The sequence below is a fragment of the Escherichia sp. E3659 genome (assembly GCF_005781135.1).
Classification (GTDB): domain Bacteria; phylum Pseudomonadota; class Gammaproteobacteria; order Enterobacterales; family Enterobacteriaceae; genus Escherichia.
Map to the genome: position 1 here is coordinate 1 of NZ_VATQ01000002.1, position 24,247 is coordinate 24,247.

24 protein-coding genes are annotated in these 24,247 nt (G+C 50.0%); 13 read left to right on the top strand and 11 right to left on the bottom strand.

The window, feature by feature from the left end; translation table 11 throughout:
* Positions 1-22: 22 nt before the first annotated feature.
* On the top strand, positions 23-1,420 hold the full coding sequence (locus FEK47_RS00670; RefSeq protein WP_089644703.1) for an ISNCY family transposase: 1,398 nt from the start codon (positions 23-25) through the stop codon (positions 1,418-1,420).
* 141 nt (positions 1,421-1,561) lie between these two features.
* Here FEK47_RS00670 and hipA read toward each other — a convergent pair whose 3' ends face one another.
* The 4 genes from hipA to lsrR all read right to left on the bottom strand — a co-directional run bounded on the left by hipA (position 1,562) and on the right by lsrR (position 6,019).
* Positions 1,562-2,884 carry a type II toxin-antitoxin system serine/threonine protein kinase toxin HipA gene (gene hipA / locus FEK47_RS00675; RefSeq protein WP_138183067.1) on the bottom strand — a complete coding sequence of 441 codons (1,323 nt, stop codon included), beginning with the start codon at positions 2,882-2,884 and terminating at the stop codon, positions 1,562-1,564.
* Complete coding sequence (hipB, locus tag FEK47_RS00680) at positions 2,884-3,150, bottom strand: type II toxin-antitoxin system antitoxin HipB (protein WP_130219125.1); 267 nt, start codon at positions 3,148-3,150, stop codon at positions 2,884-2,886. The genes hipA and hipB overlap by 1 nt, the downstream gene beginning before the upstream one ends.
* A 244-nt stretch (positions 3,151-3,394) precedes the next feature.
* On the bottom strand, positions 3,395-4,987 hold the full coding sequence (gene lsrK, locus FEK47_RS00685) for an autoinducer-2 kinase (protein ID WP_135487771.1): 1,593 nt from the start codon (positions 4,985-4,987) through the stop codon (positions 3,395-3,397).
* A gap of 78 nt (positions 4,988-5,065) precedes the next feature.
* Positions 5,066-6,019 carry a transcriptional regulator LsrR gene (gene lsrR, locus FEK47_RS00690; protein ID WP_130258990.1) on the bottom strand — a complete coding sequence of 318 codons (954 nt, stop codon included), beginning with the start codon at positions 6,017-6,019 and terminating at the stop codon, positions 5,066-5,068.
* Between the two features lie 248 nt (positions 6,020-6,267).
* Between lsrR and lsrA the strand changes: the two genes are divergently transcribed.
* From lsrA to tam, 7 genes are read left to right on the top strand one after another with little or no spacing between them, the layout of a single operon-like run.
* The gene (gene lsrA / locus FEK47_RS00695; protein ID WP_135487770.1) at positions 6,268-7,803 is read left to right on the top strand and encodes an autoinducer 2 ABC transporter ATP-binding protein LsrA; all 1,536 of its coding nucleotides are present in this window, start codon (positions 6,268-6,270) and stop codon (positions 7,801-7,803) included.
* Positions 7,797-8,825 carry an autoinducer 2 ABC transporter permease LsrC gene (lsrC, locus tag FEK47_RS00700; RefSeq protein ID WP_130219116.1) on the top strand — a complete coding sequence of 343 codons (1,029 nt, stop codon included), beginning with the start codon at positions 7,797-7,799 and terminating at the stop codon, positions 8,823-8,825. Before lsrA ends, lsrC begins: the two co-directional genes overlap by 7 nt.
* Positions 8,825-9,817: an autoinducer 2 ABC transporter permease LsrD gene (lsrD, locus tag FEK47_RS00705; RefSeq protein WP_105288422.1), complete on the top strand. Its 993-nt coding sequence runs from the start codon at positions 8,825-8,827 to the stop codon at positions 9,815-9,817. The genes lsrC and lsrD overlap by 1 nt, the downstream gene beginning before the upstream one ends.
* Before the next feature lie 11 nt (positions 9,818-9,828).
* Positions 9,829-10,851, top strand: a complete 1,023-nt coding sequence (gene lsrB / locus FEK47_RS00710; protein WP_135487769.1) for an autoinducer 2 ABC transporter substrate-binding protein LsrB — start codon at positions 9,829-9,831, stop codon at positions 10,849-10,851.
* Positions 10,852-10,877: 26 nt separating this feature from the next.
* Entirely contained in the window at positions 10,878-11,753 is an 876-nt protein-coding gene (gene lsrF, locus FEK47_RS00715) for a 3-hydroxy-5-phosphonooxypentane-2,4-dione thiolase (RefSeq protein WP_000774182.1), read from the top strand.
* Positions 11,754-11,775: 22 nt separating this feature from the next.
* Positions 11,776-12,066, top strand: a complete 291-nt coding sequence (lsrG, locus tag FEK47_RS00720; RefSeq protein WP_138183068.1) for a (4S)-4-hydroxy-5-phosphonooxypentane-2,3-dione isomerase — start codon at positions 11,776-11,778, stop codon at positions 12,064-12,066.
* 56 nt (positions 12,067-12,122) lie between these two features.
* Positions 12,123-12,881, top strand: coding sequence for a trans-aconitate 2-methyltransferase (gene tam, locus FEK47_RS00725; RefSeq protein ID WP_135487767.1), 759 nt, complete (start codon positions 12,123-12,125; stop codon positions 12,879-12,881).
* 3 nt (positions 12,882-12,884) lie between these two features.
* Here the strand turns inward: tam and FEK47_RS00730 are convergent, their stop codons facing one another.
* The 6 genes from FEK47_RS00730 to sad all read right to left on the bottom strand — a co-directional run bounded on the left by FEK47_RS00730 (position 12,885) and on the right by sad (position 19,997).
* Entirely contained in the window at positions 12,885-13,799 is a 915-nt protein-coding gene (locus tag FEK47_RS00730) for a bestrophin family protein (RefSeq protein ID WP_135487766.1), read from the bottom strand.
* Between the two features lie 206 nt (positions 13,800-14,005).
* Complete coding sequence (gene uxaB, locus FEK47_RS00735; RefSeq protein WP_130219107.1) at positions 14,006-15,457, bottom strand: tagaturonate reductase; 1,452 nt, start codon at positions 15,455-15,457, stop codon at positions 14,006-14,008.
* A gap of 245 nt (positions 15,458-15,702) precedes the next feature.
* A complete protein-coding gene (locus FEK47_RS00740) occupies positions 15,703-17,121 on the bottom strand; it encodes a diguanylate cyclase (protein WP_135405891.1) in 1,419 nt (472 codons plus the stop codon).
* 138 nt (positions 17,122-17,259) lie between these two features.
* A complete protein-coding gene (locus FEK47_RS00745; protein WP_001191034.1) occupies positions 17,260-17,619 on the bottom strand; it encodes a DUF4186 domain-containing protein in 360 nt (119 codons plus the stop codon).
* A complete protein-coding gene (gene glsB, locus FEK47_RS00750) occupies positions 17,619-18,545 on the bottom strand; it encodes a glutaminase B (protein ID WP_064529958.1) in 927 nt (308 codons plus the stop codon). Before glsB ends, FEK47_RS00745 begins: the two co-directional genes overlap by 1 nt.
* Before the next feature lie 63 nt (positions 18,546-18,608).
* Positions 18,609-19,997: a succinate-semialdehyde dehydrogenase gene (gene sad, locus FEK47_RS00755; RefSeq protein WP_138183069.1), complete on the bottom strand. Its 1,389-nt coding sequence runs from the start codon at positions 19,995-19,997 to the stop codon at positions 18,609-18,611.
* A gap of 100 nt (positions 19,998-20,097) precedes the next feature.
* On the opposite strand from sad, the gene FEK47_RS00760 reads away from it, so the two are divergent.
* Positions 20,098-20,979, top strand: a complete 882-nt coding sequence (locus FEK47_RS00760) for a LysR family transcriptional regulator (RefSeq protein ID WP_135487765.1) — start codon at positions 20,098-20,100, stop codon at positions 20,977-20,979.
* Positions 20,980-21,067: 88 nt separating this feature from the next.
* Positions 21,068-22,258 (top strand): L-arabinose MFS transporter, encoded by a 1,191-nt coding sequence (gene ydeA, locus FEK47_RS00765; protein ID WP_138183070.1) that lies wholly within the window; start codon positions 21,068-21,070, stop codon positions 22,256-22,258.
* A 24-nt stretch (positions 22,259-22,282) separates the two neighbouring features.
* On the opposite strand, the gene marC is transcribed toward ydeA, so the two are convergent.
* A complete protein-coding gene (gene marC, locus FEK47_RS00770; protein WP_130209251.1) occupies positions 22,283-22,948 on the bottom strand; it encodes an NAAT family transporter MarC in 666 nt (221 codons plus the stop codon).
* A gap of 210 nt (positions 22,949-23,158) precedes the next feature.
* Between marC and marR the strand changes: the two genes are divergently transcribed.
* The 3 genes from marR to marB are packed head-to-tail and all read left to right on the top strand — an operon-like array spanning position 23,159 to position 24,246.
* The gene (gene marR, locus FEK47_RS00775) at positions 23,159-23,593 is read left to right on the top strand and encodes a multiple antibiotic resistance transcriptional regulator MarR (protein ID WP_130209253.1); all 435 of its coding nucleotides are present in this window, start codon (positions 23,159-23,161) and stop codon (positions 23,591-23,593) included.
* A gap of 20 nt (positions 23,594-23,613) precedes the next feature.
* Positions 23,614-23,997, top strand: a complete 384-nt coding sequence (gene marA, locus FEK47_RS00780) for an MDR efflux pump AcrAB transcriptional activator MarA (RefSeq protein WP_130209255.1) — start codon at positions 23,614-23,616, stop codon at positions 23,995-23,997.
* Positions 23,998-24,027: 30 nt separating this feature from the next.
* Positions 24,028-24,246, top strand: a complete 219-nt coding sequence (marB, locus tag FEK47_RS00785; RefSeq protein WP_135487764.1) for a multiple antibiotic resistance protein MarB — start codon at positions 24,028-24,030, stop codon at positions 24,244-24,246.
* Position 24,247: the final 1 nt, after the last annotated feature.

Sequence of the window (24,247 nt, forward strand, 5' to 3'; positions counted from 1 at the left end):
CTGCTTTCAAAGGATGGGACTCATGACGGCATACGGAACGGAGTTTTTCTCAATGAACGATGTAAACCGACTCAGGATCCTCCAGGACGTTATCGACCGACGCCTCACTACACGTCTCGCAGCCAGCCGGCTGGAGATTTCTGACAGACACTGCCGCCGTCTGCTTGAACGTTACCGCGAACACGGACCACTTTCGCTGGTAAATCGTCGCCGTGGGCAGCCAGGTAATCGGCAACTGATGCCGGGCCTCGCTGAGCGTGCACTGCTTATTATCCGTGAACGCTACGCTGATTTTGGTCCGACGTTAGCCTGTGAGAAGCTCGCCGAACTCCATGGTCTGTATCTGGCCAAAGAAACAGTACGCAAGCTGATGATACAGGCTGGTTTATGGATCCCCCGCAAGTTACGGCCACCGCGTGTACATCAGCCACGTCCGCGACGTGCCTGTACCGGAGAGCTGATCCAGATTGATGGCTGCGAGCATCGCTGGTTCGAGGAGCGAGGCCCGGCCTGCACACTTCTCGTTTACGTTGATGATGCAACGAGCCGGCTGATGCAACTTCTGTTTGTTAGTTCCGAGTCTACTTTCACCTATTTTGAAGCCACCCGGGGCTATCTCGAGCGCTACGGTAAGCCTCTGGCGTTTTACAGCGACAAAGCCAGCGTTTTCAGGATTAACAACAAACAGGCCACTGGTGGCGATGGTCAGACTCAGTTCGGTCGAGCCATGAACGAGCTGAACATCACCGGTATCTGTGCCAACACCAGTTCAGCCAAGGGCCGCGTTGAACGGGCGCACCTCACGTTACAGGATCGCCTGGTCAAGGAGTTGCGGCTCCGTGGTATCAGTACACCTGAGGCTGCAAACGCCTTTGTCGAAGAGTTCATGGCTGACTACAACCGCCGGTTTGCAAAGCCGCCTCGTCATGATTTCGACGTTCACCGTCCGCTTGAGAATAATGAGAATCTGGAGGCAATATTCACCTGGCGTGAACAACGTAAGGTCTCAAAAAACCTGACACTACAGTATGATAAGAAGCTTTATCTCCTTGAAGATAATGAGGAAAACCGGCGTTTTCAGGGTAAATACATTGATGTCTGGCAGTATCCGGATGGCACTATCGAACTCCGGGCTAATGGTACTTCCCTGCCCTTCATAACCTATGACCGTCTGGGAGAACTGGACCAGGGCGCCATAGTCGACAACAAGCGACTGGGACGAGCACTGGAGATGATAAAACTGGTTCAGGACAAACGTGACAACACCCGTTCGCAGGCTCTGCCATCACTGGACGGCCAGACCTCACGCAGAAAGAAACAGCCCGGAAAGAAATCACAACGAAGCCTGAATCAGGACGACATGCTGGAAGCCCTGCAGCAACTCCAGACAAGAAGCGAAGAAATCTTTGGTAAAAGCTGAAATATAACCCACATGCGGACATCTTAATTTAGCTGCAAAGCGGACCTTTAAAAACAGCCCAGACAAACATAAACAAAGGGAAAATCCAGTCTTTAGCGGTCATGATTGTCCTGCTCATTAGCCACGATCAAAACCCACATCTCACTTAATTCCGTATTCTCGGCTTAACCGACCGTGCAACCTCAACACATTGGTTTCAATTGCCGTCACCACATTCTCCGAAAAATCTGCCGGTAATGAAGTCTTCACGTTATCCAGTGCTGCGGGAGTCATTCTGGCAAAGTCACTAAGGATTTCATGCATCTGCACTTCCGGGAATTTCAGCGCCTTTGCTGTCGCCAAAAAATGTCGCGGATAAATTTTATCGATTGCCGTTTTTCTGCCTTTGGATGCGTTAAGCCCCATTGCCAGTTTGAGATCGCTGATGTGTATTCCCGCGCCACCCAATACCGGAAATGCTGAAATGATGTCGTAAAATGGCGTGAGTCGATAACTACCACCGGCCTGGATAAAAACTGAAAAATTTTTCGCATGGCCGTCCGTCGCGCCAATCAACCACTGGAATACCTGGAATTTCATAAAATCATAACGATCGCGAAGCGCCTCGCTGGACCCCATTAAAAACGCCATAATCCGCGCGATACCTGGGCCTCCGTCAGATTCATATTTCACCGATGAAGGTAAACCGAATGTCTGACACATATCCTCCTGTGGCAAGCGAAGTAAAACCGTTCGTTCAGTATTCCAGCGCCTGTCAAAGCGTTCGACCGCTAACGCGCGCACTCTACCCGCTTTTATGATTTCTGCGTCCGGAACATTCAACCCGAGTTCTTTCGCCAGCAGCAGACAGTAATATTCATTATCCACGCTTTGACTGAGATCGAGCGTCGCGTTGGGCTGCCTGATTTCACCAATCGGTAATTTAATGATATGCGTCGTCGGCGTTATTCCTTTCGGAATGCACCAGTCATTGCCCATTCTGAGCAGCGCGGTCTTCTCCTGCGCGCCAGCAACCGAGATGCGAAAGTCATTTTCTTCTCTTATCATGCCTAGCGGAATATCTGCTTTATAAGCCGTTAATACTTCTTCAAGTCTGGCGTCAGTAAGCTTTTCCCATGCCATTATCGGGTGCGTTACGGTTTCATCTTCTGGTAATAACGTCACGGCGCCAACGCTGTCTCGCCCTATTTCTGACAATAAATCAAACGGTTGTCTGGATTTAGCATGATAACGTTTAACGATCCGGTCGCGTACAACCGGGCTATCGGGTAACAGGTTATCGAAGAAGTTAAACACGGCATCAGAGGTGATATTCCCCTTCTGCAATGGCAGCGATAGCGACAACGGCCTGGCATAACGGTTGGCTAACCACTCCGGCGCATACCTAAAAGTGTGCGCGCCATTGGCCAACTTGGTTAACTCGCCTACCCGCTGGTTGTTCATCCAAGTGACAAGTTTAGGCATTACCACTCCAGGTCTTGCTGTTCTGTTGATTCTGGCGCAGCGTTTTTCGTGTCGCATAGCGTCATTGAGAGTTCAAGTGACTGTAATATCTTAAAAAATGTCGTCAGCGTGGTGTTATCGGGATTATTCTCGAAATTCGAAATCGTCGCCTGCTTAATGCCTATTTTTTTCGCCAGCTCGCTCTGCGTCCAGCCATTTTGCTGACGAACCAGTTTCATTGCATTCGCTAATTGCGTTGGGCTATAGATCATCGGAAAGCTTATCATGCCATACGTCCACAGAAAGTTTATCCGCTTAAGGGGATATTGTCAGTTTTATCCCTTAGTGAGGATAAAGTCAATCTGTAAACGCATTTTATCCGCTATACGGGATAAATGCTGCGATATCCGCGATCGCGGATAAAAGGGAGAATTTAAAAAAACGGCGCTGATGCGCCGGTTAAAAAGAAATAGGAATACCGATACTCAAAAATTAACAGCCACGGTTATCAGGATGTGGCTGTCAATAAAACTATAACCCAGGCGCTTTCCATAACGATGTCGTCAGTCCGTGATCAACCAGCCCCAGTTGATCCTGATATACAGCCTGCCACTTATCGCGTGAATCTTGATAAAGTTCATGCTTTTCCGGGTCTGGTGTATGCGTTCGTTCCCAGCGTACAAGACGTTCTCCAGTTTCTGCCATTGATGAATAAATCCCGGCACCGACGCCAGCTGCAATGGCACATCCTAATGCGGTGGCTTCTTTGACCACCGGAATATTAACGGGTAATCCCGCGACATCAGCGAGAATTTGACTCCATAATTTCCCTTTTGAACCTCCGCCTGCAAAGACCAACGATGTGGGATGAATATTCGAAAAATCAGCAATTTGCTGCAAGTTACACGCTGATACAATCGCCGCATTTTCTTCCAGCGCACGGAACAATGTCGCTTTGTTACATTTATCCGGGTCAATGGACAAGTTAATAAAGGAAGGCGCAGCGTGATACCAGGTTTTAAAGCGCATTCTGTCGGAGAATATCGGCATCACGCCCCACGACCCAGGCGGCACCCGACTGGCCATCTCTTCCAGCAGCGTATAGGTGTCGATACCTAAACGTTCGGCAATCAGTTTTTCTTCGGCACAAAAGGCATCGCGAAACCAGCGCATGGTGAGTCCGGTAAAAAAGCTAATAGATTCAGCTTGTACCATGCCAGGAACAACATGGGGATTAACGCGCACGTTCATTTCTGGATCGGTTACCGGCGCGGCTAAGTTTACAACTTGCTGCCAGAATGTGCCGCCAAGAACAGCGGTTTGTGCCGGACGCACAACGCCTAATCCAAGACAACCGAGTTGCACGTCCCCTCCTCCCACGACCACCGGAGTGCCAGCCTTCAGGCCGCAAAGTTCCGCAGCTTGTGAACTTACCACGCCCAGCAATGTGCCGGTTTCTTTGACAGGAGAAAGAATATCAGCCCGCAGTCCGGCCATATCCAGCAATGCAGGTTTCCAGTCACGGGTGGTTAGATCGAGAAGTCCCGTGGTGCCAGCGTTAGACGGATCGACTGCCAGTTCCCCACTTAACATATAGGCCAGCCAGTCGCTGATCATGGTGATGGTCGACGCCTGTCGGTAGATATCAGAACGATGATGCGCCAGCCAAAGTAATCTGGGGATGGCGCTTAAAGCCAGCGTTTGTCCGGTCGCGCGATACACTTCGTTTTCAAAGGTATTGTTATGCAGTTCTTTTAGTTCGCAGACTTCCCGCGCCGCTCTGGCATCCACATTGGCGCAGGCCCAGATCGGTGTTCCTTCATTGTTATATAAAACAATGCCTTCGCGCATCGAACATGCCGCAACGGCAGCAATATATTCCGGCGCGATACCAGAATTATGTAACGCCTGGCGCATACATTCGCACGCCAGTTGCCAGTTCTTATTCAGATCAAATTCCATTGAACCGGGAACATCAGGTACTGCCAGATGCCGCCACTCCGCCTGTCCTACCGCGATTTGATTGCCTTCCAGGTCGAAAATCACAGCCCGAATACTTCCGGTGCCTGCGTCCAGCGCCATCAGGTAATGCTTTGATTCTGAAGGGGTAAAGAGTCGAGCCATTAGATTGTCCTCGGCTTAAGCGTTCTGTCTGTTCCTCTATACGTTCTCCATCGTTCCCGGTAATAAGGTGATGCTAAATTAACCACGTAAAATCGCAGCGGCAGTATCCTGGTCGGTAACCAGCGCGTTGATGTAGCCGCCTTTCATCGCAGCGGCGATCGCTTCGGCTTTATTTTCGCCCCCTGCGACACCTACTCTAATTGGAATGGTTGTCATCGCGGTTAAAGGTAAGCCAATCAGTTCGTTATGTATTTTGATATCCGTGACAACGTCACCTTTAGCGTCAAAAAAGTAACCTAAAATATCGCCAATGGCCCCTTTTCGACCAATCATTAACTGTTCGCCCTGGCTGATATAACCGGAGCGAATAATCGTCGCATCCTCTTTTTGATTCACGGCGCCAATGCCGACAATTGCCACATCCGCAGCTTGCGCGGCTAAAAGGACATCTTTGACGCAGTTTTCATTTTTCAGCGTTCGGGCAATTTCAGCCGAAGATGCCCGTAATGGCGCCGGAATGATGTTGACGCTGCACGCTGCGTTAAGTTGCCCGATACCTGTCATATAAGAGCCGACGCCACCGGAGAGCGTGACCAGGCGGATTTGCTGTGACGAAATAAAACCACTTAAGCGTTGAAGCGTGTTCATCGTTGCCTCGCCAAAGCCAATCGCCAGCATTTGCTGTGGCTGGAGCAATCCCATCAACATGTGTGCTGCGCCGATTCCTAAGCGCCCGCCGACATCAGCATCTGCGAGTCCAGGGATCACCCGCACATGCTGTAATGAAAACTGGCGACGTAATTGCGTTTCATATTCCAGACAGCCTTCAAAGCGAGAATTAATCTGCACGCGAATGATGCCGGACTGGTGCCCTTTCTCCAGTAACCGCGACACTTTCAAACGCGTTAGCCCGAGGCGATCGCTAATCTCGCTCTGGGTCAGCCCGTCGTGATAGTAAAACCACGCGATCCGCGCGACCTGTTCTTCTTCGCACATTCCCTGTTCTGAAATTGCCGAATCGTTGATTGTCATAATTCATTCTTCACTTTGAACATATTTAAATCTTTAATGCAATTGTTCAGTTCTTGCGCATTTATATCTGTGATAGCAACCACAGTTTGACTAACGAGTATGAACAAACGCAACCATGAAAATCAAAATAGCATAAATTGTGATCTATTCGTCGGAAATATGTGCAATGTCCACCTAAGGTTATGAACAAATTAAAAGCAGAATTACATTTGTTCAAAACTCACCTGCAAAACTGAACGGGGGAAAATATGCAAACGAGTGATACCCGCGCGTTACCGCTACTTTGCGCCCGCTCGGTTTATAAACAGTATTCAGGGGTTAATGTCCTGAAAGGCATCGATTTTACGTTGCATCAGGGGGAAGTTCACGCCCTGCTCGGCGGTAACGGTGCGGGTAAATCGACGCTAATGAAAATCATCGCCGGTATTACCCCCGCTGATAGCGGCACGCTGGAGGTTGGTGGCAACAACTACACCAGATTAACGCCAGTTCATGCTCATCAGTTGGGTATTTATCTCGTTCCCCAGGAACCGCTGCTTTTCCCAAGCCTGTCGATAAAAGAAAACATCCTGTTTGGTCTGGCAAAAAAACAGCTCTCTATGCAGAAAATGAAGAACTTGCTGGCGGCGCTGGGCTGCCAGTTTGATCTCCATAGTCTGGCGGGCTCACTGGATGTTGCCGACCGCCAAATGGTGGAAATCCTGCGCGGTCTGATGCGCGATTCGCAAATTCTTATTCTCGATGAACCTACAGCGTCGCTTACCCCTGCGGAAACCGAACGCTTGTTTGGCCGTTTGCGGGAACTACTCGCCACTGGCGTGGGTATTGTTTTTATCTCACATAAGCTGCCGGAAATTCGCCAGATTGCCGATCGTATTAGCGTGATGCGCGACGGAACTATTGCGTTAAGTGGCAGAACCAGCGAGCTGTCTACCGACGACATCATTCAGGCCATTACGCCAGCAACGCGGGAAAAATCTCTTTCAGCCAGTCAAAAGTTATGGCTGGAGTTGCCCGGTAATCGCCCACAACATGCAGCCGGAACATCGGTACTGGCGCTGGAAAATCTGACTGGCGAAGGTTTTATGAATGTCAGTTTTACGCTTAATGCCGGAGAAATTCTTGGCCTGGCTGGGCTAGTGGGGGCCGGGCGCACTGAACTGGCAGAAACGTTGTATGGTCTGCGGCCTTTTCGTGGCGGGCGCATCATATTGAATGGTAAAGAGATCAATAAATTATCTACCGGAGAACGTTTGCATCGCGGTCTGGTTTATCTACCAGAAGATCGCCAGTCCTCAGGATTGAATCTCGATGCTTCGCTGGCGTGGAACGTCTGCGCCCTCACCCATAATCAACGCGGATTCTGGGCAAAAACCGCGAAAGATAACGCCACACTGGAGCGATATCGTCGCGCGCTGAATATTAAATTTAACCAACCGGAACAAGCTGCACGGACATTATCCGGTGGCAACCAGCAAAAAATCCTGATTGCCAAATGCCTGGAAGCTTCGCCGCAAGTATTGATTGTCGATGAGCCGACGCGCGGCGTGGATGTCTCGGCGCGTAATGATATCTACCAGCTGTTGCGCAGCATCGCCGCACAAAATGTGGCCGTGCTGCTTATCTCCTCCGATCTGGAAGAGATCGAACTGATGGCTGACCGCGTGTATGTGATGCATCAGGGTGAAATTACCCACTCGGCACTGACCGGGCGCGATATTAATGTCGAGACCATTATGCGCGTTGCCTTCGGCGATAGTCAGCGTCAGGAGGCGTCATGCTGAAGTTTATTCAGAACAACCGTGAAATCACGGCACTGCTGGCGGTGGTGCTGCTGTTTGTATTACCCGGTTTTCTCGACCGTCAGTATTTAAGTCTGCAAACGCTGACCATGGTTTATAGCAGCGCACAAATCCTGATCCTGCTGGCAATGGGCGCGACGCTGGTGATGCTGACGCGCAATATTGATGTTTCGGTAGGCTCAATTACGGGTATGTGCGCGGTGCTGTTGGGGATATTACTGAACGCCGGGTATTCACTGCCTGTTGCTTGTGTCGCGACGCTACTGCTCGGCTTGCTCGCGGGATTTTTCAACGGAGTCCTGGTCGCGTGGCTAAAGATCCCAGCCATTGTCGCCACGCTCGGTACATTAGGGTTGTACAGAGGCATCATGCTGCTGTGGACTGGCGGAAAATGGATTGAAGGGTTACCCGCCGAACTGAAACAACTCTCCGCCCCGCTACTGTTTGGCGTTTCCGCGATTGGTTGGTTGACGATAATTCTGGTGGCATTTATGGCCTGGCTGCTGGCGAAGACGGCGTTTGGACGCAGTTTTTATGCCACGGGCGATAATTTGCAGGGCGCTCGTCAACTGGGCGTTCGTACGGAAGCCATTAGGATTGTGGCATTTTCGTTGAACGGCTGCATGGCGGCACTGGCGGGGATTGTGTTTGCTTCGCAGATCGGTTTTATCCCCAACCAGACCGGTACCGGGCTGGAGATGAAAGCGATTGCAGCCTGCGTGCTGGGCGGCATTAGTTTGCTCGGCGGTTCCGGTGCGATCATCGGTGCGGTACTCGGTGCCTGGTTCCTGACGCAGATCGATAGCGTACTTGTGCTGTTGCGCATTCCGGCATGGTGGAACGATTTTATCGCGGGCCTCGTGCTGCTGGCCGTGCTGGTGTTTGATGGGCGACTGCGTTGTGCGCTGGAACGTAATCTGCGGCGGCAAAAATATGCCCGCTTTATGACGCCACCGCCATCCGTTAAACCCGCTTCGTCAGGTAAAAAACGGGAGGCCGTGTAATGCGTATTCGCTACGGTTGGGAACTGGCCCTTGCCGCACTGCTCGTTATTGAGATTGTCGCATTTGGTGCAATTAACCCACGGATGTTAGATCTCAATATGTTGCTGTTCAGCACCAGTGACTTTATCTGCATTGGCATTGTCGCCCTACCGCTGACGATGGTGATTGTCAGTGGCGGGATCGATATTTCGTTTGGTTCGACCATCGGCTTGTGCGCCATTGCATTAGGCGTACTGTTTCAAAGTGGTGTGCCGATGCCGCTGGCGATTCTTCTGACCTTTCTGCTCGGCGCATTGTGCGGGCTGATTAACGCCGGATTAATTATCTATACCAAAGTTAACCCGCTGGTGATTACGCTTGGCACGCTGTATCTGTTTGCCGGAAGCGCTCTGCTGCTTTCCGGGATGGCCGGAGCGACGGGGTACGAAGGTATTGGTGGATTCCCGATGGCGTTTACAGATTTCGCTAACCTGGATGTGCTTGGACTCCCCGTTCCGCTGATTATCTTCCTGATATGTCTCCTCGTTTTCTGGCTGTGGCTGCATAAAACTCATGCCGGACGTAACGTGTTTTTGATTGGGCAAAGCCCGCGTGTGGCGCTTTATAGCGCGATTCCAGTTAACCGCACCTTATGTGCGCTCTATGCCATGACGGGGCTGGCGTCTGCGGTCGCCGCTGTGCTGCTAGTATCGTATTTTGGTTCAGCACGTTCCGATCTCGGTGCATCGTTTCTGATGCCCGCCATCACCGCCGTGGTGCTTGGCGGTGCCAATATTTATGGTGGTTCCGGTTCCATTATCGGCACCGCCATTGCGGTTTTATTAGTGGGATATTTGCAACAAGGTTTGCAAATGGCAGGAGTGCCAAATCAGGTGTCCAGCGCCCTTTCCGGTGCGCTACTTATCGTCGTTGTCGTAGGTCGTTCCGTTAGCCTGCATCGCCAGCAAATTAAAGAGTGGCTGGCGCGTCGGGCCAATAACCCATTGCCATAAAGGATATCTTCATGACACTTCATCGCTTTAAGAAAATCGCCTTACTTAGCGCCCTTGGCATTGCCGCAATCTCTATGAATGTGCAGGCCGCAGAGCGTATTGCATTTATTCCCAAACTGGTTGGCGTGGGATTTTTTACCAGCGGTGGCAACGGCGCACAACAAGCGGGTAAAGAGCTGGGCGTTGATGTGACCTACGATGGGCCAACAGAACCCAGTGTTTCTGGTCAGGTACAGTTGATTAATAACTTCGTCAATCAGGGATATAACGCCATTATCGTTTCTGCGGTTTCGCCTGATGGCTTGTGTCCGGCACTGAAACGCGCTATGCAACGTGGTGTGAGAGTGCTGACCTGGGACTCTGATACTAAACCGGAGTGCCGCTCCTACTACATTAATCAGGGAACGCCCGCCCAGTTAGGAGGTATGTTGGTGGATATGGCGGCGCGCCAGGTAAATAAAGATAAAGCCAAAGTCGCGTTTTTCTACTCCAGCCCCACCGTTACGGACCAAAACCAGTGGGTGAAAGAAGCGAAAGCGAAAATCGCCAAAGAGCATCCAGGCTGGGAAATTGTCACTACGCAGTTTGGCTATAACGATGCCACTAAATCGTTACAAACCGCAGAAGGCATATTAAAAGCCTATAGCGATCTCGATGTCATTATCGCCCCCGACGCCAACGCCCTGCCCGCCGCCGCGCAAGCCGCTGAAAACCTCAAAAATGACAAAGTTGCGATTGTGGGATTCAGCACGCCAAACGTGATGCGTCCGTATGTAGAGCGCGGCACGGTGAAAGAATTTGGCCTGTGGGATGTGGTTCAGCAAGGCAAAATTTCAGTTTATGTCGCGGATGCATTATTGAAAAAAGGTGCAATGAAAACGGGCGACAAGCTGGATATCGAGGGCGTAGGTCAGGTGGAAGTCTCGCCAAATAGCGTTCAGGGCTATGACTACGAAGCGGATGGTAATGGCATTGTACTGTTACCGGAGCGCGTGGTTTTCAATAAAGAAAATATCGGCAAATACGATTTCTGATGTGCATTACTTAACCGGAGTAAGTTATGGCAGATTTAGACGATATTAAAGATGGTAAAGATTTTCGCACCGATCAACCGCAACAAAATATCCCTTTTACCCTCAAAGGTTGCGGTGCACTGGACTGGGGAATGCAGTCTCGTTTATCGCGGATATTTAATCCGAAAACGGGTAAAACCGTGATGCTGGCCTTTGATCATGGTTATTTTCAGGGGCCTACTACCGGACTTGAACGCATCGATATAAATATCGCCCCGTTGTTTGAACATGCCGATGTATTAATGTGTACGCGCGGTATTTTGCGCAGCGTAGTGCCCCCGGCGACCAATAAGCCGGTGGTACTGCGGGCGTCAGGTGCGAACTCTATTCTGGCGGAATTAAGTAATGAAGCAGTAGCGTTATCGATGGATGACGCTGTGCGCCTGAACAGTTGCGCAGTGGCGGCGCAGGTTTATATCGGCAGCGAATATGAACATCAGTCGATCAAAAATATTATTCAGTTAGTCGATGCTGGAATGAAAGTGGGAATGCCGACCATGGCAGTCACTGGCGTGGGCAAAGATATGGTGCGCGATCAGCGTTATTTCTCGCTCGCGACCCGAATCGCCGCTGAAATGGGGGCGCAAATTATCAAAACCTATTATGTCGATAAAGGTTTTGAACGGATTGTTGCCGGATGTCCGGTACCCATTGTTATTGCTGGCGGTAAAAAATTACCAGAGCGCGAGGCGCTGGAAATGTGCTGGCAGGCTATCAATCAGGGCGCATCTGGTGTGGATATGGGGCGTAATATTTTCCAGTCTGACCATCCGGTGGCGATGATGAAAGCCGTACAGGCGGTGGTACACCATAACGAAACGGCTGATCGGGCATATGAACTTTATCTGAGTGAAAAACAGTAACTGCGGATTAAGGAGAAGAATTATGCACGTCACACTGGTTGAAATTAACGTTCATGAAGACAAGGTTGACGAGTTTATCGAGGTCTTTCGCCAGAACCACCTGGGCTCGGTACAGGAAGAAGGTAATTTGCGCTTCGATGTCTTACAGGACCCGGAAGTGAATTCGCGCTTTTATATTTACGAAGCCTATAAAGATGAAGACGCAGTGGCATTCCATAAAACCACGCCCCACTACAAAACCTGTGTCGCGAAACTTGAAGAGCTAATGACCGGGCCGCGTAAAAAACGTGTGTTCAATGGGTTGATGCCGTGAGGCGAATTCATCAGTTTTATCTACAATTGGGGTAACGCGCTGACGGGAGTAAAAAAATGTCTGACTGGAACCCCTCTTTATATCTGCACTTTGCCGCTGAACGATCGCGTCCGGCGGTGGAGCTGCTTGCCAGAGTGCCGTTGGAAAATGTCGAATACGTTGCCGATCTTGGCTGTGGCCCAGGTAACAGCACCGCCCTGCTGCATCAACGTTGGCCTGCGGCCAGGATAACGGGCATCGACTCGTCTCCGGCGATGATTGCCGAAGCGCTCAGTGCTTTGCCGGACTGCCAGTTTGTGGAAGCAGACATCCGCACCTGGCAACCGAAACAGGGACTCGATCTGATTTTTGCTAATGCCTCATTGCAATGGCTGCCCGACCACTACGAATTGTTTCCTCATCTGGTTTCTTTACTTAATCCGCAAGGCGTGCTGGCAGTACAGATGCCAGATAACTGGCTGGAGCCGACCCATGTGCTCATGCGCGAAGTCGCCTGGGAACAAAATTATCCAGATCGCGGGCGTGAGCCGCTGGCTGGCGTTCATGCTTACTACGATATTTTGAGCGAAGCCGGATGTGAGGTCGATATCTGGCGAACCACTTACTATCACCAGATGCCGTCGCACCAGGCGATTATTGACTGGGTGACCGCAACCGGATTACGCCCGTGGTTGCAGGATCTGACTGAGAGCGAACAGCAGCATTTTCTTACACGCTACCATCAGATGCTGGAAGAACAGTATCCACTGCAAGAGAACGGGCAGATACTGCTGGCATTCCCGCGACTGTTTATTGTTGCCCGACGTACGGAGTAATTATCACGTCAGCTGGTAATGGCGATCGGGAAGAATTTTCGCTGGAATTTCTGCTTCATCGTTCATCTGTAACAGGTCAATTTCAATAGCGTTGCAGATGGCATCCAGCGGTAAATCATTGTTTTCAGTACCGAACGGATCTTCCAATTCTTCCGCCAGACAATCCAGCGAAATAAAAGTGTAGGAAATCAGCACAGAGATAAAAGGCGTCATGTAATGCAGGTCCACGACCAGCGCGAACGGCAGCATGATACAAAACAGATAAACGGTACGATGCAAAATCAGGGTGTAGGCAAAGGGAATTGGCGTATAGGCAATGCGCTCGCAGCCTGCCAGAACCGCTGAAATATCATTAAGCCGATCGTTGAGGCTAATAAACAGAATGTCCGAAAGTCGTCCATTGCGGCGCTGAACCGCCAACCACTCCCCCATTATTAACAAGATACGGTTAGCTGGAGAGTTCGAAGCCAGTACACGCTGAAGATCTTCGGCATTGAGATAATGTGCCAGCACTTCCGCCTGTGGTTGTTTGCGTAATGTCATGCGTAAACAGTGGGCGAAGGCGATTTGCAGTCGGGCAAACTCCCTTACCCTTGCCGAATCCGGCAATGTCGTTTTTACCTCACGCAATAATGACCGTGAAGCAATCATCAACTGCCCCCAAAGTTTGCGCGCTTCAACGTAACGGGCGTAACCAGCGTTATTACGAAACCCCAGAAAGATGGCGATGGCGACACCAAGAATGCTGAACGGTGCGAGGGTGAATTTGATGCCCAGATGTGTGTACCAGGGCAGCATGAAAATAACAGCGATAGAAAAGAGAAAATTGAGTAGTAAGCGCGAGGATATCTTGGATAATACTGAACCGTGCCAGACAAAAATACGGCGCAGCCAGTGTTGTTGTGGACGAACAATCATGGTTATCTTCAGGCGTGGAAAAGTCGCCCTATTAAACGTGATTACGATCACATTCTCAAGACAGTACTTACAAATTACCTACAAGACTACAACATTTACAGGTGCTACATATGGCACCTGGTTATGATAATTAGAATATAGGATGTTGTAACTAAAATAGCTAAATAAGAAACCCGGTCGAAACCGGGTTCAGATAACGAAGCTATTTAGCACAACGGACGTACAGCTTCACGCATCCCTTTTTCCAGAATGGAATCCAGGTCATTAGCAACCAGTTCGACCAGGCCAGGCACTTGCGTCAGGTCCTGTTCCCAGTGGTCTTTTTCTGCCAGCACAATAGCGACCAGCTCCTGGGTGTCGATGATACGGTCACGATGCTGGCTCCAGAGTTGCTGATAGCGTTCCAGCCAGTGGGCATCATCCTGTACCGGATACGCTTCCCCGTTACGTTCTCCACGATAGAATGCAATCAATGCCGCTAGCGCGAAGGTCAGTCGGGCCGGAAGTTTACCGTTCGCCTTCTGTCCTGCCAGCAACTGCGGCAGAATTCGGGTACGGAACTTGGTCATACCGTTGAGCGCGATGGAAAGCAGCTGATGCTTAATGTACGGGTTACGGAAACGCCCGGTTACCGCACTGGCGAAAGATTCCAGTTCATCACGTGGCAAATCCAGTACTGGAATAATTTCTTCGTAGATGGCTTTTTCAACGAATGCGCAAATTTCAGCATCGTTCATCGCTTCACCTACGGTATCCAGCCCTGCCTGGAACGCCACCGGCACCAGCGCGGTGTGCGCACCGTTGAGGATTGCCACTTTGCGTTCTTTATACGGTTTAATATCGTCTACAATCAATACGTTGAGCGGATATTTGTCCAGACGTAGTTCTGAAGCTAAAGATTTCGGCCCCTGAATCACAAACAGGTAAAAGTGTTCAGCGGTATCGAGGAAACCATCGTGATACCCCAGTTCTTCTTCCAGTTTCGCCACTTCATCACGCGGATAACCGGTAACGATACGGTCCACCAGCGTTGAACAGAAGCTGTTAGCCTGATCCAGCCATTGAATAAATGCTTCTGGTAGCGCCCACTCCTGCGCGTAGCGCAGAACCAGTTCACGCAGCGCATCGCCGTTATAGTCGATCAGTTCACACGGGATGATGATCCAACCTTTATCCAGCGCACCGTTGAAATGGCTAAAACGTTCGAACAACAGGCGAGTCAGTTTTGCCGGATAGCTTACCGCTGGGGCGTCATCAAATTTGTCGCCTGCATGGTAGCTGATGCCTGCTTCGGTGGTGTTAGAGAAAACAAAGCGCATTTCCGGGTTGTGCGCCAGTTTCAGGAATTCATCGTATTCACTGTAGACGCTGATTTCACGATTAACAGAACGAATCAGACGCGCATCGCTAACCGCTTCGCCCTTCTCATTCAAACCACGAATGATGGTGGTGTACAGACCATCCTGAGTGCTCAGTGACGGCGGGAATGAAGTTTCAATCGGACGAACTACGACCACACCAGAATTCAGATCGGTGTGCTCGTTCAGGAGATCGATTTGCCAGTCGACAAAGGCACGCAGGAAGTTACCTTCACCAAACTGAATGATACGTTCTGGATACTGTGCACCGGGAAAATCGCGACGATTTAGTGTTTTCACAATGGGTTCCCTTTTGATTAGTCATACAACCTGTTTGAATTGGTACGACAGGTTAGCAAACTTTAATACGCTGAACCCCTGTTTTGATCAACTCGCGGTGAACAATTCACGGTTTTTGGCGAAAAATGTGCTGCTGGTCAAGGTTCCGGAAAGTTAAAGCTTGTAATCATGACTCGAGGTAAAAGTGGAAAATGTCCAAATTGGTAGAACAAATTAGATGTTCCCCACAAAAACTCGCAAATTTGTCAGACAACTTCCTCGCCATAATGCATAGTGCTGGTACGATTTCGCCCGTCTTTTTTCGAGCGATAAAGACAAGTATCGGCTTCTACCATTAGTTTGTTGAAATCATCTATTAACGTACGAAATGTTGCACTTCCACTTCCGACACCAATGCTAACCGTCAAGTAAAGCGTTTTTTGTTGCCAGATAAACGGTTGCATTTCTACGCCTTTACGGATTTTTTCCGCCATCAGCAGACCATCCACAGGATTCACTGAAGGCACTGCAACCGCAAATTCTTCGCCGCCCATCCGTGCCACCAGCCCCTTATCACCAACTATCTTCTGTATATGCCGGGCAAACACGCTTAAAACTTTATCGCCGCATTCATGGCCATAGTTGTCGTTTATGCTTTTGAAATAGTCGATATCAAGCAGCATCACCGTCAGATGTTGTGTCTGTTGTAGTGACGGATTTTTTAACGCCTCAAAAAGACCTGAGCGCGAATAAACCTGGGTGAGAAAATCAAAATCGGCACGCAGAGAAACTTGCTTAACCAGCGAATTAATTGCCGCCACGCTAAAGGAAACCATGATTGGGCAAATTGCCATGGTAGCAATCCCCAGACGAGCGGAGAACATTTGTGGGATAGAGAACGGCGAACCGACGGCGATATCTATCACCGAATTTGCCACCAGCACGATTTCCACCGCTCCCGTCAAAAAAGTCAGCAAACACGTTACCTGCGGGGTATAGCGTACCGCACACCAGATCAATGCAGGCAATGGGAACGCCAGACTCCCCGCACCGCCAATCACTACCGAGGCAATGACCGATACAATGAGCGCAATAAACGGCATCATCTGTTCTGCTTTAAAGCGTGGCAACGCCCTGGGGATCGCCAGCGTCAACATACACGGAACAATTAACACGCCCGTCGAAAACTGTTCGCTAAACCAGTCAGCAAGTAAGGGCCAGAAATCCAGACTATCAATACTTACTGAACCAACCGCCCCGACAATTGCGCATAATAATGCGGCTATAAGGCAATAATTAAACAAGCGTAAGGCACTTACTGGCTCATACTTATTTTTCCCCAGTCGCTTATCCCTCACCACTAACCGAGCCACGGTCACAATAAACATCATATTGGACAAGTTGATGACCAGTGAAACTAAACCCCATTCGGTAGTCATCGCATCATAAGCCAGCATCGCCACGTAACTGATTGCATAGTAATGCAGTCGATTGAGCCAGACATACCGGGCAAAAACCCCTGCCATCACACCATTCAGCGGCCAGAAGAGAGAGAGTTCATGAACCAGACGTAACTCTGCACCAACAAAATAGAACAGCGTGGTTAGCGCAAAAATCGCGATGCTATTACGTAGCAAATGGCCTTCCAGGAACAAATGGAAAGTTGAGATGGGGTGTACACGCATTAATTATCTGTCCATACAATTGCAGGCTGCAATTATTTTAACGCAATAAGTAAATTCTCATAAAGGATAGCATGTTCACTGGCAGCGGTGACAAATAAAGATATTAATCCGATACGGCTTTGTCGAAATCTGACATTCTTATGGCTGATTCATCTGAATAACCAGCCAGTGGTAGATAACCGTCACAATATAACGTTGTTGTTCCTCACTTAACGAAACACCCTGCGGAATGTTGTGCCACTTAGCCAGACAGCCGCGACAACATGTTGCTGTAGCATGCTGGGCAATAAACACCGGATGCCCGCGCATGGGAGTTTGCTTGCCATCGTTCGCCGGTAAGGCCGGGGCAAGACGTTTAGCGACAAAATCTGCCGCATGTTGTTCGATAACCGGCGCGCCCTTCTCCAGACAATACTGACGCTCCTTCACGCCTAAACGAAAGCGGGAGCGAAATTTTGAACGGGATAAACGCGCGAAGAGTGGATCAAGAGACTGCATTAGTAAACCGAGCGTCCTAATTGTTTCGTCAATTGTTCAAGTACTGCAATACCGGCAAGAGAGTTACCTGCGTCATCCAGTTCCGGACTCCAGACCGCAATGGCCATTTCATGTGGGACGATCGCCACAATACCGCCACCAACGCCAGATTTCGCCGGAAGTCCCACCCGCCAGGCAAACTCGCCCGCGTTCTGGTACATACCACTGGTTGCCATCAGCGCGTTAATTTGTCGCGCCTGCATTGGCGTCACCACGGGCTCATCGATATGAATAGCCTTCCCCTGATTTGCCAGAAAGACAAACGTTCGGGCCAGCTCAACGCAGCTCATTTTTAGTGCACAGTAGTGAAAGTAGTTTTGCAGTACTGTTGTCACATCATGATGGAAATTGCCAAACGACTTCATCAGCCAGGCTATCGCCGCATTTCTCGCAGAATGCTCGAACTCTGAACGCGCGACCACCGTATCGTAGGCAATATCAGACACACCGCTTAGTCCACGCACCACTTCCAGCATACGTTGCCGTGGGGCGCTTAATCGCCCTTGCAGCATGTCGCAGACCACCAGCGCACCGGCATTAATAAAAGGATTTCGTGGAATACCCTGCTCCATTTCAAGTTGCACCAGGGAATTGAAAGGCGATCCCGACGGATCTTTGCCCACACGTTGCCAAATCTCTTCTTCGGAGTAATGACGCATTGCAACAACGAGACTGAGCACTTTGGAAATAGACTGAATTGAAAAACGCTCTTGCGCGTCTCCGGCCTGAAAAAGCTGTCCGTCAACGGTACAGATAGCAATGCCCAGTCGGGAACCCTCTACCGTTGCCAGTGCCGGAATATAATCCGCGACTTTCCCCTGACCAATTAGCGGACGTACTTGCCGCAAAATGTTTTCTAAAATTGCATTATCCATGGCGACTGCCACTCTCTGCTCCTTGCTTGCAGGTCTGAAAAGACCTGCGAGTATAACAGAGCTAAATATGTGACGTCAGATCCGGTCTTTCCATACCGTCTGGATATTACAGAACTCATGTAACCCAAAATGGGAAAGTTCACGACCAAAGCCGCTCTTCTTCACACCGCCAAACGCTACCCGTGCATCACTGGCGCTGAAACCATTGATAAACACCCCTCCACATTCCAGACGTGCTGCCATTTGTTTCGCCAGTGCTACATCAGAGGTAATAATGGTTGCAGAAAGTCCAAACTCGCTGTCATTAGCAAGTTTAAGCGCATGTTCAGCATCTTTAGCAATGGTGATTGCCGCGACGGGTCCAAACAATTCTTCACGAAACGCGGTCATTTCTGGCGTGACGTCTGCCAGAACCGTTGCCGGATAGTAGTTTCCTGCGCCTGCTACCTTTTCCCCTCCGAGTAACAGACGGGCGCCCTGTGCCAGTGATTTTTCAACCTGATGATGTAGCTCATCACGCAAATCGAAACGCGCCATCGGTCCGAGGTCGTTTTCCTCATGACTCGGATCGCCCATTTTCAACGCCGATACCGCCGCTACAAAACGTTCGGTAAATGCAGAGGCAATCCCCTCTTCGAGGATAAAGCGTTTTGCTGCTGCACAAACCTGCCCGGTATTCTGATAACGTCCGGCAACCGCGGCTTTCACGGCCAGGTCCAGATCGGCATCGTTAAGCACAATAAACGGGTCGGAACCGCCCAGTTCAAGCACACATTTTTTCAGCGCCGCCCCAGCCTGCGCGCCAATGGCTGCTCCCGCACGGACACTTCCGGTGACTGTAACCGCAGCAATGCGCGGGTCTTTAATCATCTGGCTTACACCGTCATTGTCGGCATTCAACCAGCCATATACGCCTTGTGGGATACCTGCATCGTTAAAGACCTGAGCAATTAACTGTGCACAGCCCATCACATTTGGCGCATGCTTAAGCAAATAACCGTTACCTGCCAGGATAATGGGAACAGCCCCTCGCATCACCTGCCATAACGGAAAGTTCCACGGCATAATCGCCAGGATCGTCCCCATAGGACGATATTCAATAACCGCTTGCTGATTTTCTACCTGCGTAGGTTCGCTCTTCAGCATTGCCGGGCCATGCTCTGCATACCAGTCGCACAAGTTTGCTGATTTCGCCACTTCGGCACGCGCCTGTTTGATCGGTTTCCCCATTTCTCGAGTGATCATTTGCGCCATCTCTTCGCTACGGGCGCGCAAAGCCTTACCGAGATCACGCAGTTTTTCTGCGCGATAATCTACGTTTGTTACGCGCCAGTCGCGAAAGCCTGCCGCCGCGAGCCGAAGTGCGTGTTCAATATCGTCAGCGCCAGCCCACGGCAGTGCAGAAAGTTGTTCGCCATTGGCTGGATTTATTGAAATAGCATGGGTAAGCGGAGTAATGGTCATCCGGGTATCTCCTTCGTGAGTTATGGTGTGAAGATACGCAAATTTACTCTTTCGTAAAAATGAATAATATTAAGTCACTTGTTCACGAATTGAGAATGCTATGGATCTGACCCAACTGGAGATGTTTAACGCCGTTGCCGAGGCTGGCAGCATTACCCAGGCGGCAGCAAAAGTGCATCGTGTGCCATCTAACCTGACTACCCGTATCCGCCAGCTGGAAACAGAACTCGGCGTTGAACTGTTTATTCGCGAGAATCAGCGTTTACGTCTCTCGCCTGCCGGGCATAACTTTTTACGCTATAGCCAACAAATTCTCGCGTTAGTGGATGAAGCGCGGAGCGTTGTCGCTGGCGATGAGCCACAAGGCTTGTTTTCTCTCGGTTCGCTGGAAAGCACCGCAGCGGTACGCATCCCAGCTACACTGGCAGAATTTAACCGTCGTTATCCTAAAATTCAGTTTTCCCTTTCCACTGGCCCTTCCGGAACTATGCTGGACGGTGTACTTGAGGGAAAACTGAATGCGGCATTTATTGATGGTCCGATTAACCATACAGCCATTGACGGGATGCCGGTGTACCGCGAGGAGTTGATGATCGTTACGCCGCAAGGACATACTCCCGTTACCCGCGCCAGTCAGGTTAATGGTTGTAATATCTATGCCTTCCGCGCTAACTGCTCGTATCGCCGCCACTTTGAGAGCTGGTTTCATGCCGACGGCGCAGCGCCGGGGACAATTCATGAGATGGAGTCATATCACGGTATGCTGGCCTGTGTTATCGCCGGAGCGGGAATTGCGCTTATTCCTCGTTCCATGCTGGAAAGTATGCCGGGGCATCATCAGGTTGAAGCCTGGCCATTAGATGAGCAATGGCGTTGGTTAACGACATGGCTGGTCTGGCGTCGTGGCGCGAAGACTCGTCAGCTTGAGGCGTTTATTGAACTGCTTGACACATCGCTGGAACAGCATGAAGCGGCAAAATGAGATGTAGATCACAAAGTCATTGTATTCACATCATTAACCGTTTTAAGATCATTTCATCACCTTTTTGCAACTCACCCGATAATCTGTTATGACAACAAACACTGTTTCCCGCAAAGTGGCGTGGCTACGGGTAGTTACGCTGGCAGTAGCCGCCTTCATCTTCAATACTACCGAATTTGTCCCTGTTGGCCTGCTTTCTGACATTGCGCAAAGTTTTCACATGCAAACTGCTCAGGTCGGCATCATGTTGACCATTTATGCATGGGTAGTAGCGCTAATGTCATTGCCTTTTATGCTAATGACCAGTCAGGTTGAACGCCGCAAATTGCTGATCTGCCTGTTTGTGGTGTTTATTGCCAGCCATGTGCTGTCATTTTTATCGTGGAGCTTTACCGTTCTGGTGATCAGTCGAATCGGCGTTGCTTTCGCACATGCTATTTTCTGGTCGATAACGGCGTCTCTGGCGATTCGCATGGCGCCAGCAGGTAAACGAGCGCAGGCGTTGAGTTTAATTGCTACCGGTACAGCACTGGCAATGGTATTAGGTTTACCCATTGGTCGAATTGTGGGGCAATATTTCGGCTGGCGAACGACGTTTTTTGCCATTGGTATTGGAGCGCTTATCACCCTGCTATGCCTGATTAAGTTACTTCCATTACTCCCCAGCGAGCATTCCGGGTCGTTGAAAAGTCTTCCGCAACTGTTCCGCCGCCCGGCATTGATGAGCATTTATTTGTTGACGGTAGTAGTGGTTACCGCGCATTACACGGCATACAGCTATATCGAGCCTTTTGTGCAAAACGTAGCTGGGTTCAGCGCCAATTTTGCCACCGCATTGCTGTTAATGCTCGGAGGCGCAGGCATCATTGGTAGCCTGATTTTCGGCAAACTCGGCAATCAGTATGCGTCTACGCTGGTGAGTACGGCAATTGCGTTATTGCTGGTGTGCCTGGCGCTACTGTTACCTGCGGCGAACAGTGAGATGCACCTCGGCGTACTGAGCGTTTTCTGGGGGATTGCGATGATGATCATCGGCCTTGGGATGCAGGTAAAAGTGCTGGCGCTGGCACCGGATGCTACCGACGTTGCGATGGCGCTATTTTCGGGAATATTTAATATTGGTATCGGCGCCGGGGCGCTGGTGGGTAATCAGGTGAGTCTTCACTGGTCGATGTCGATGATTGGCTATGTTGGCGCGGTGCCTGCTCTCGCTGCGTTAATATGGTCAATCGTCATATTCCGCCGCTGGCCAGTGAAACTCGAAGAACAGACACAATAGTTGAAAGGCCCATTCGGGCCTTTTTTAATGGTACGTTTTAATGATTTCCAGGATGCCGTTAATAATAAACTGCACCCCCATACACACCAGTAAGAAGCCCATCAGGCGGGAGATCGCTTCAATTCCCCCCTTGCCCACCAGACGCATAATTGCGCCAGAGCTACGTAGGCTTCCCCACAAAATGACCGCAACCAGAAAAAAAATCAGCGGCGGCGCAACCATCAGTACCCAGTCTGCGAAGGTTGAACTCTGACGTACTGTGGACGCCGAACTGATGATCATCGCAATGGTCCCCGGTCCAGCGGTACTTGGCATTGCCAGTGGAACAAAGGCGATGTTGGCACTGGGTTCATCTTCCAGCTCTTCGGATTTGCTTTTCGCCTCCGGTGAGTCAATCGCTTTTTGCTGGGGGAAGAGCATACGGAAACCAATAAACGCGACAATTAAGCCGCCAGCAATACGCAGACCGGGAATCGAAATCCCGAATGTGTCCATCACCAGTTGTCCGGCATAGTACGCCACCATCAAGATGGCAAAAACATATACCGAGGCCATTAATGACTGACGATTACGTTCGGCGGTGTTCATGTTACCCGCAAGCCCGAGAAACAACGCTACGGTAGTTAACGGGTTAGCTAACGGCAATAACACCACCAGCCCCAGGCCTATCGCTTTAAACAAATCTAACATTGGTGGTTGTCATCCTGTGTCGCTAGTTATCTGCGAAAAGTATAAAGGGTAAACAAGGAGAAAGTTTCACTCTTTAACTAATCTTGCAGCACACTGCGCAATACTTGAACCGATTTAGCAAATCGTGGCATCAAGGGATTCATTCGTTTGACTTATACTTGCCTGGGCAATATTATCCCCTGCAACTAATTACTTGCCAGGGCAACCATTGTGAAAAGTACCAGCGACCTGTTCAATGAAATCATCCCATTAGGTCGCTTAATCCATATGGTTAATCAGAAGAAAGACCGTCTGCTTAACGATTATCTGTCACCGCTCGATATCACCGCGGCACAGTTTAAGGTGCTCTGCTCTATCCGCTGCGCGGCGTGCATTACTCCCGTTGAGCTGAAAAAAGTCCTTTCGGTTGACCTTGGCGCGCTGACCCGCATGTTGGATCGCCTGGTTTGCAAAGGCTGGATTGAGCGGTTGCCTAACCCGAATGACAAGCGCGGCGTGTTGGTGAAACTTACCAGCAGCGGCGCGGCAATATGTGAACAATGCCATCAATTAGTTGGCCAGGACCTGCATCAAGAATTAACAAAAAACCTGACGGCGGACGAAGTGGCAACGCTTGAGCATTTGCTTAAGAAAGTCCTGCCGTAAACAAAAAAAGAGGTATGACGATGTCCAGACGCAATACTGACGCTATTACCATTCATAGCATTTTGGACTGGATCGAGGACAACCTGGAATCACCACTGTCACTGGAAAAAGTGTCAGAGCGTTCAGGTTATTCCAAATGGCACCTGCAACGGATGTTTAAAAAAGAAACCGGCCATTCATTAGGTCAATACATCCGCAGCCGTAAGATGACAGAAATCGCGCAAAAGCTGAAAGAAAGTAACGAGCCCATCCTCTATCTGGCAGAACGTTATGGTTTCGAGTCACAGCAAACGCTGACTCGCACCTTCAAAAATTACTTTGATGTTCCACCGCATAAATATCGGATGACCAATATGCAGTGCGAGTCGCGGTATTTGCATCCATTGAATCATTACAACAGTTAATAAAAATGTGACAACGTCACTGAGGCAATCATGAAACCACTTTTATCCGCAATGGTAACCGCGCTTATTCTCTTTTCCGCGCAGAGCTTTGCGGAACAAACCTCGCAACCGGTCGTTACTTCCTGTGGCGATGTGGTGGTTGTTCCCCCATCGCAGGAACAGCCACCGTTCGATTTAAATCACATGGGTACAGGCAGTGACAAATCGGATGCGCTGGGCGTGCCCTATTATAACCAACACGCCATGTAGT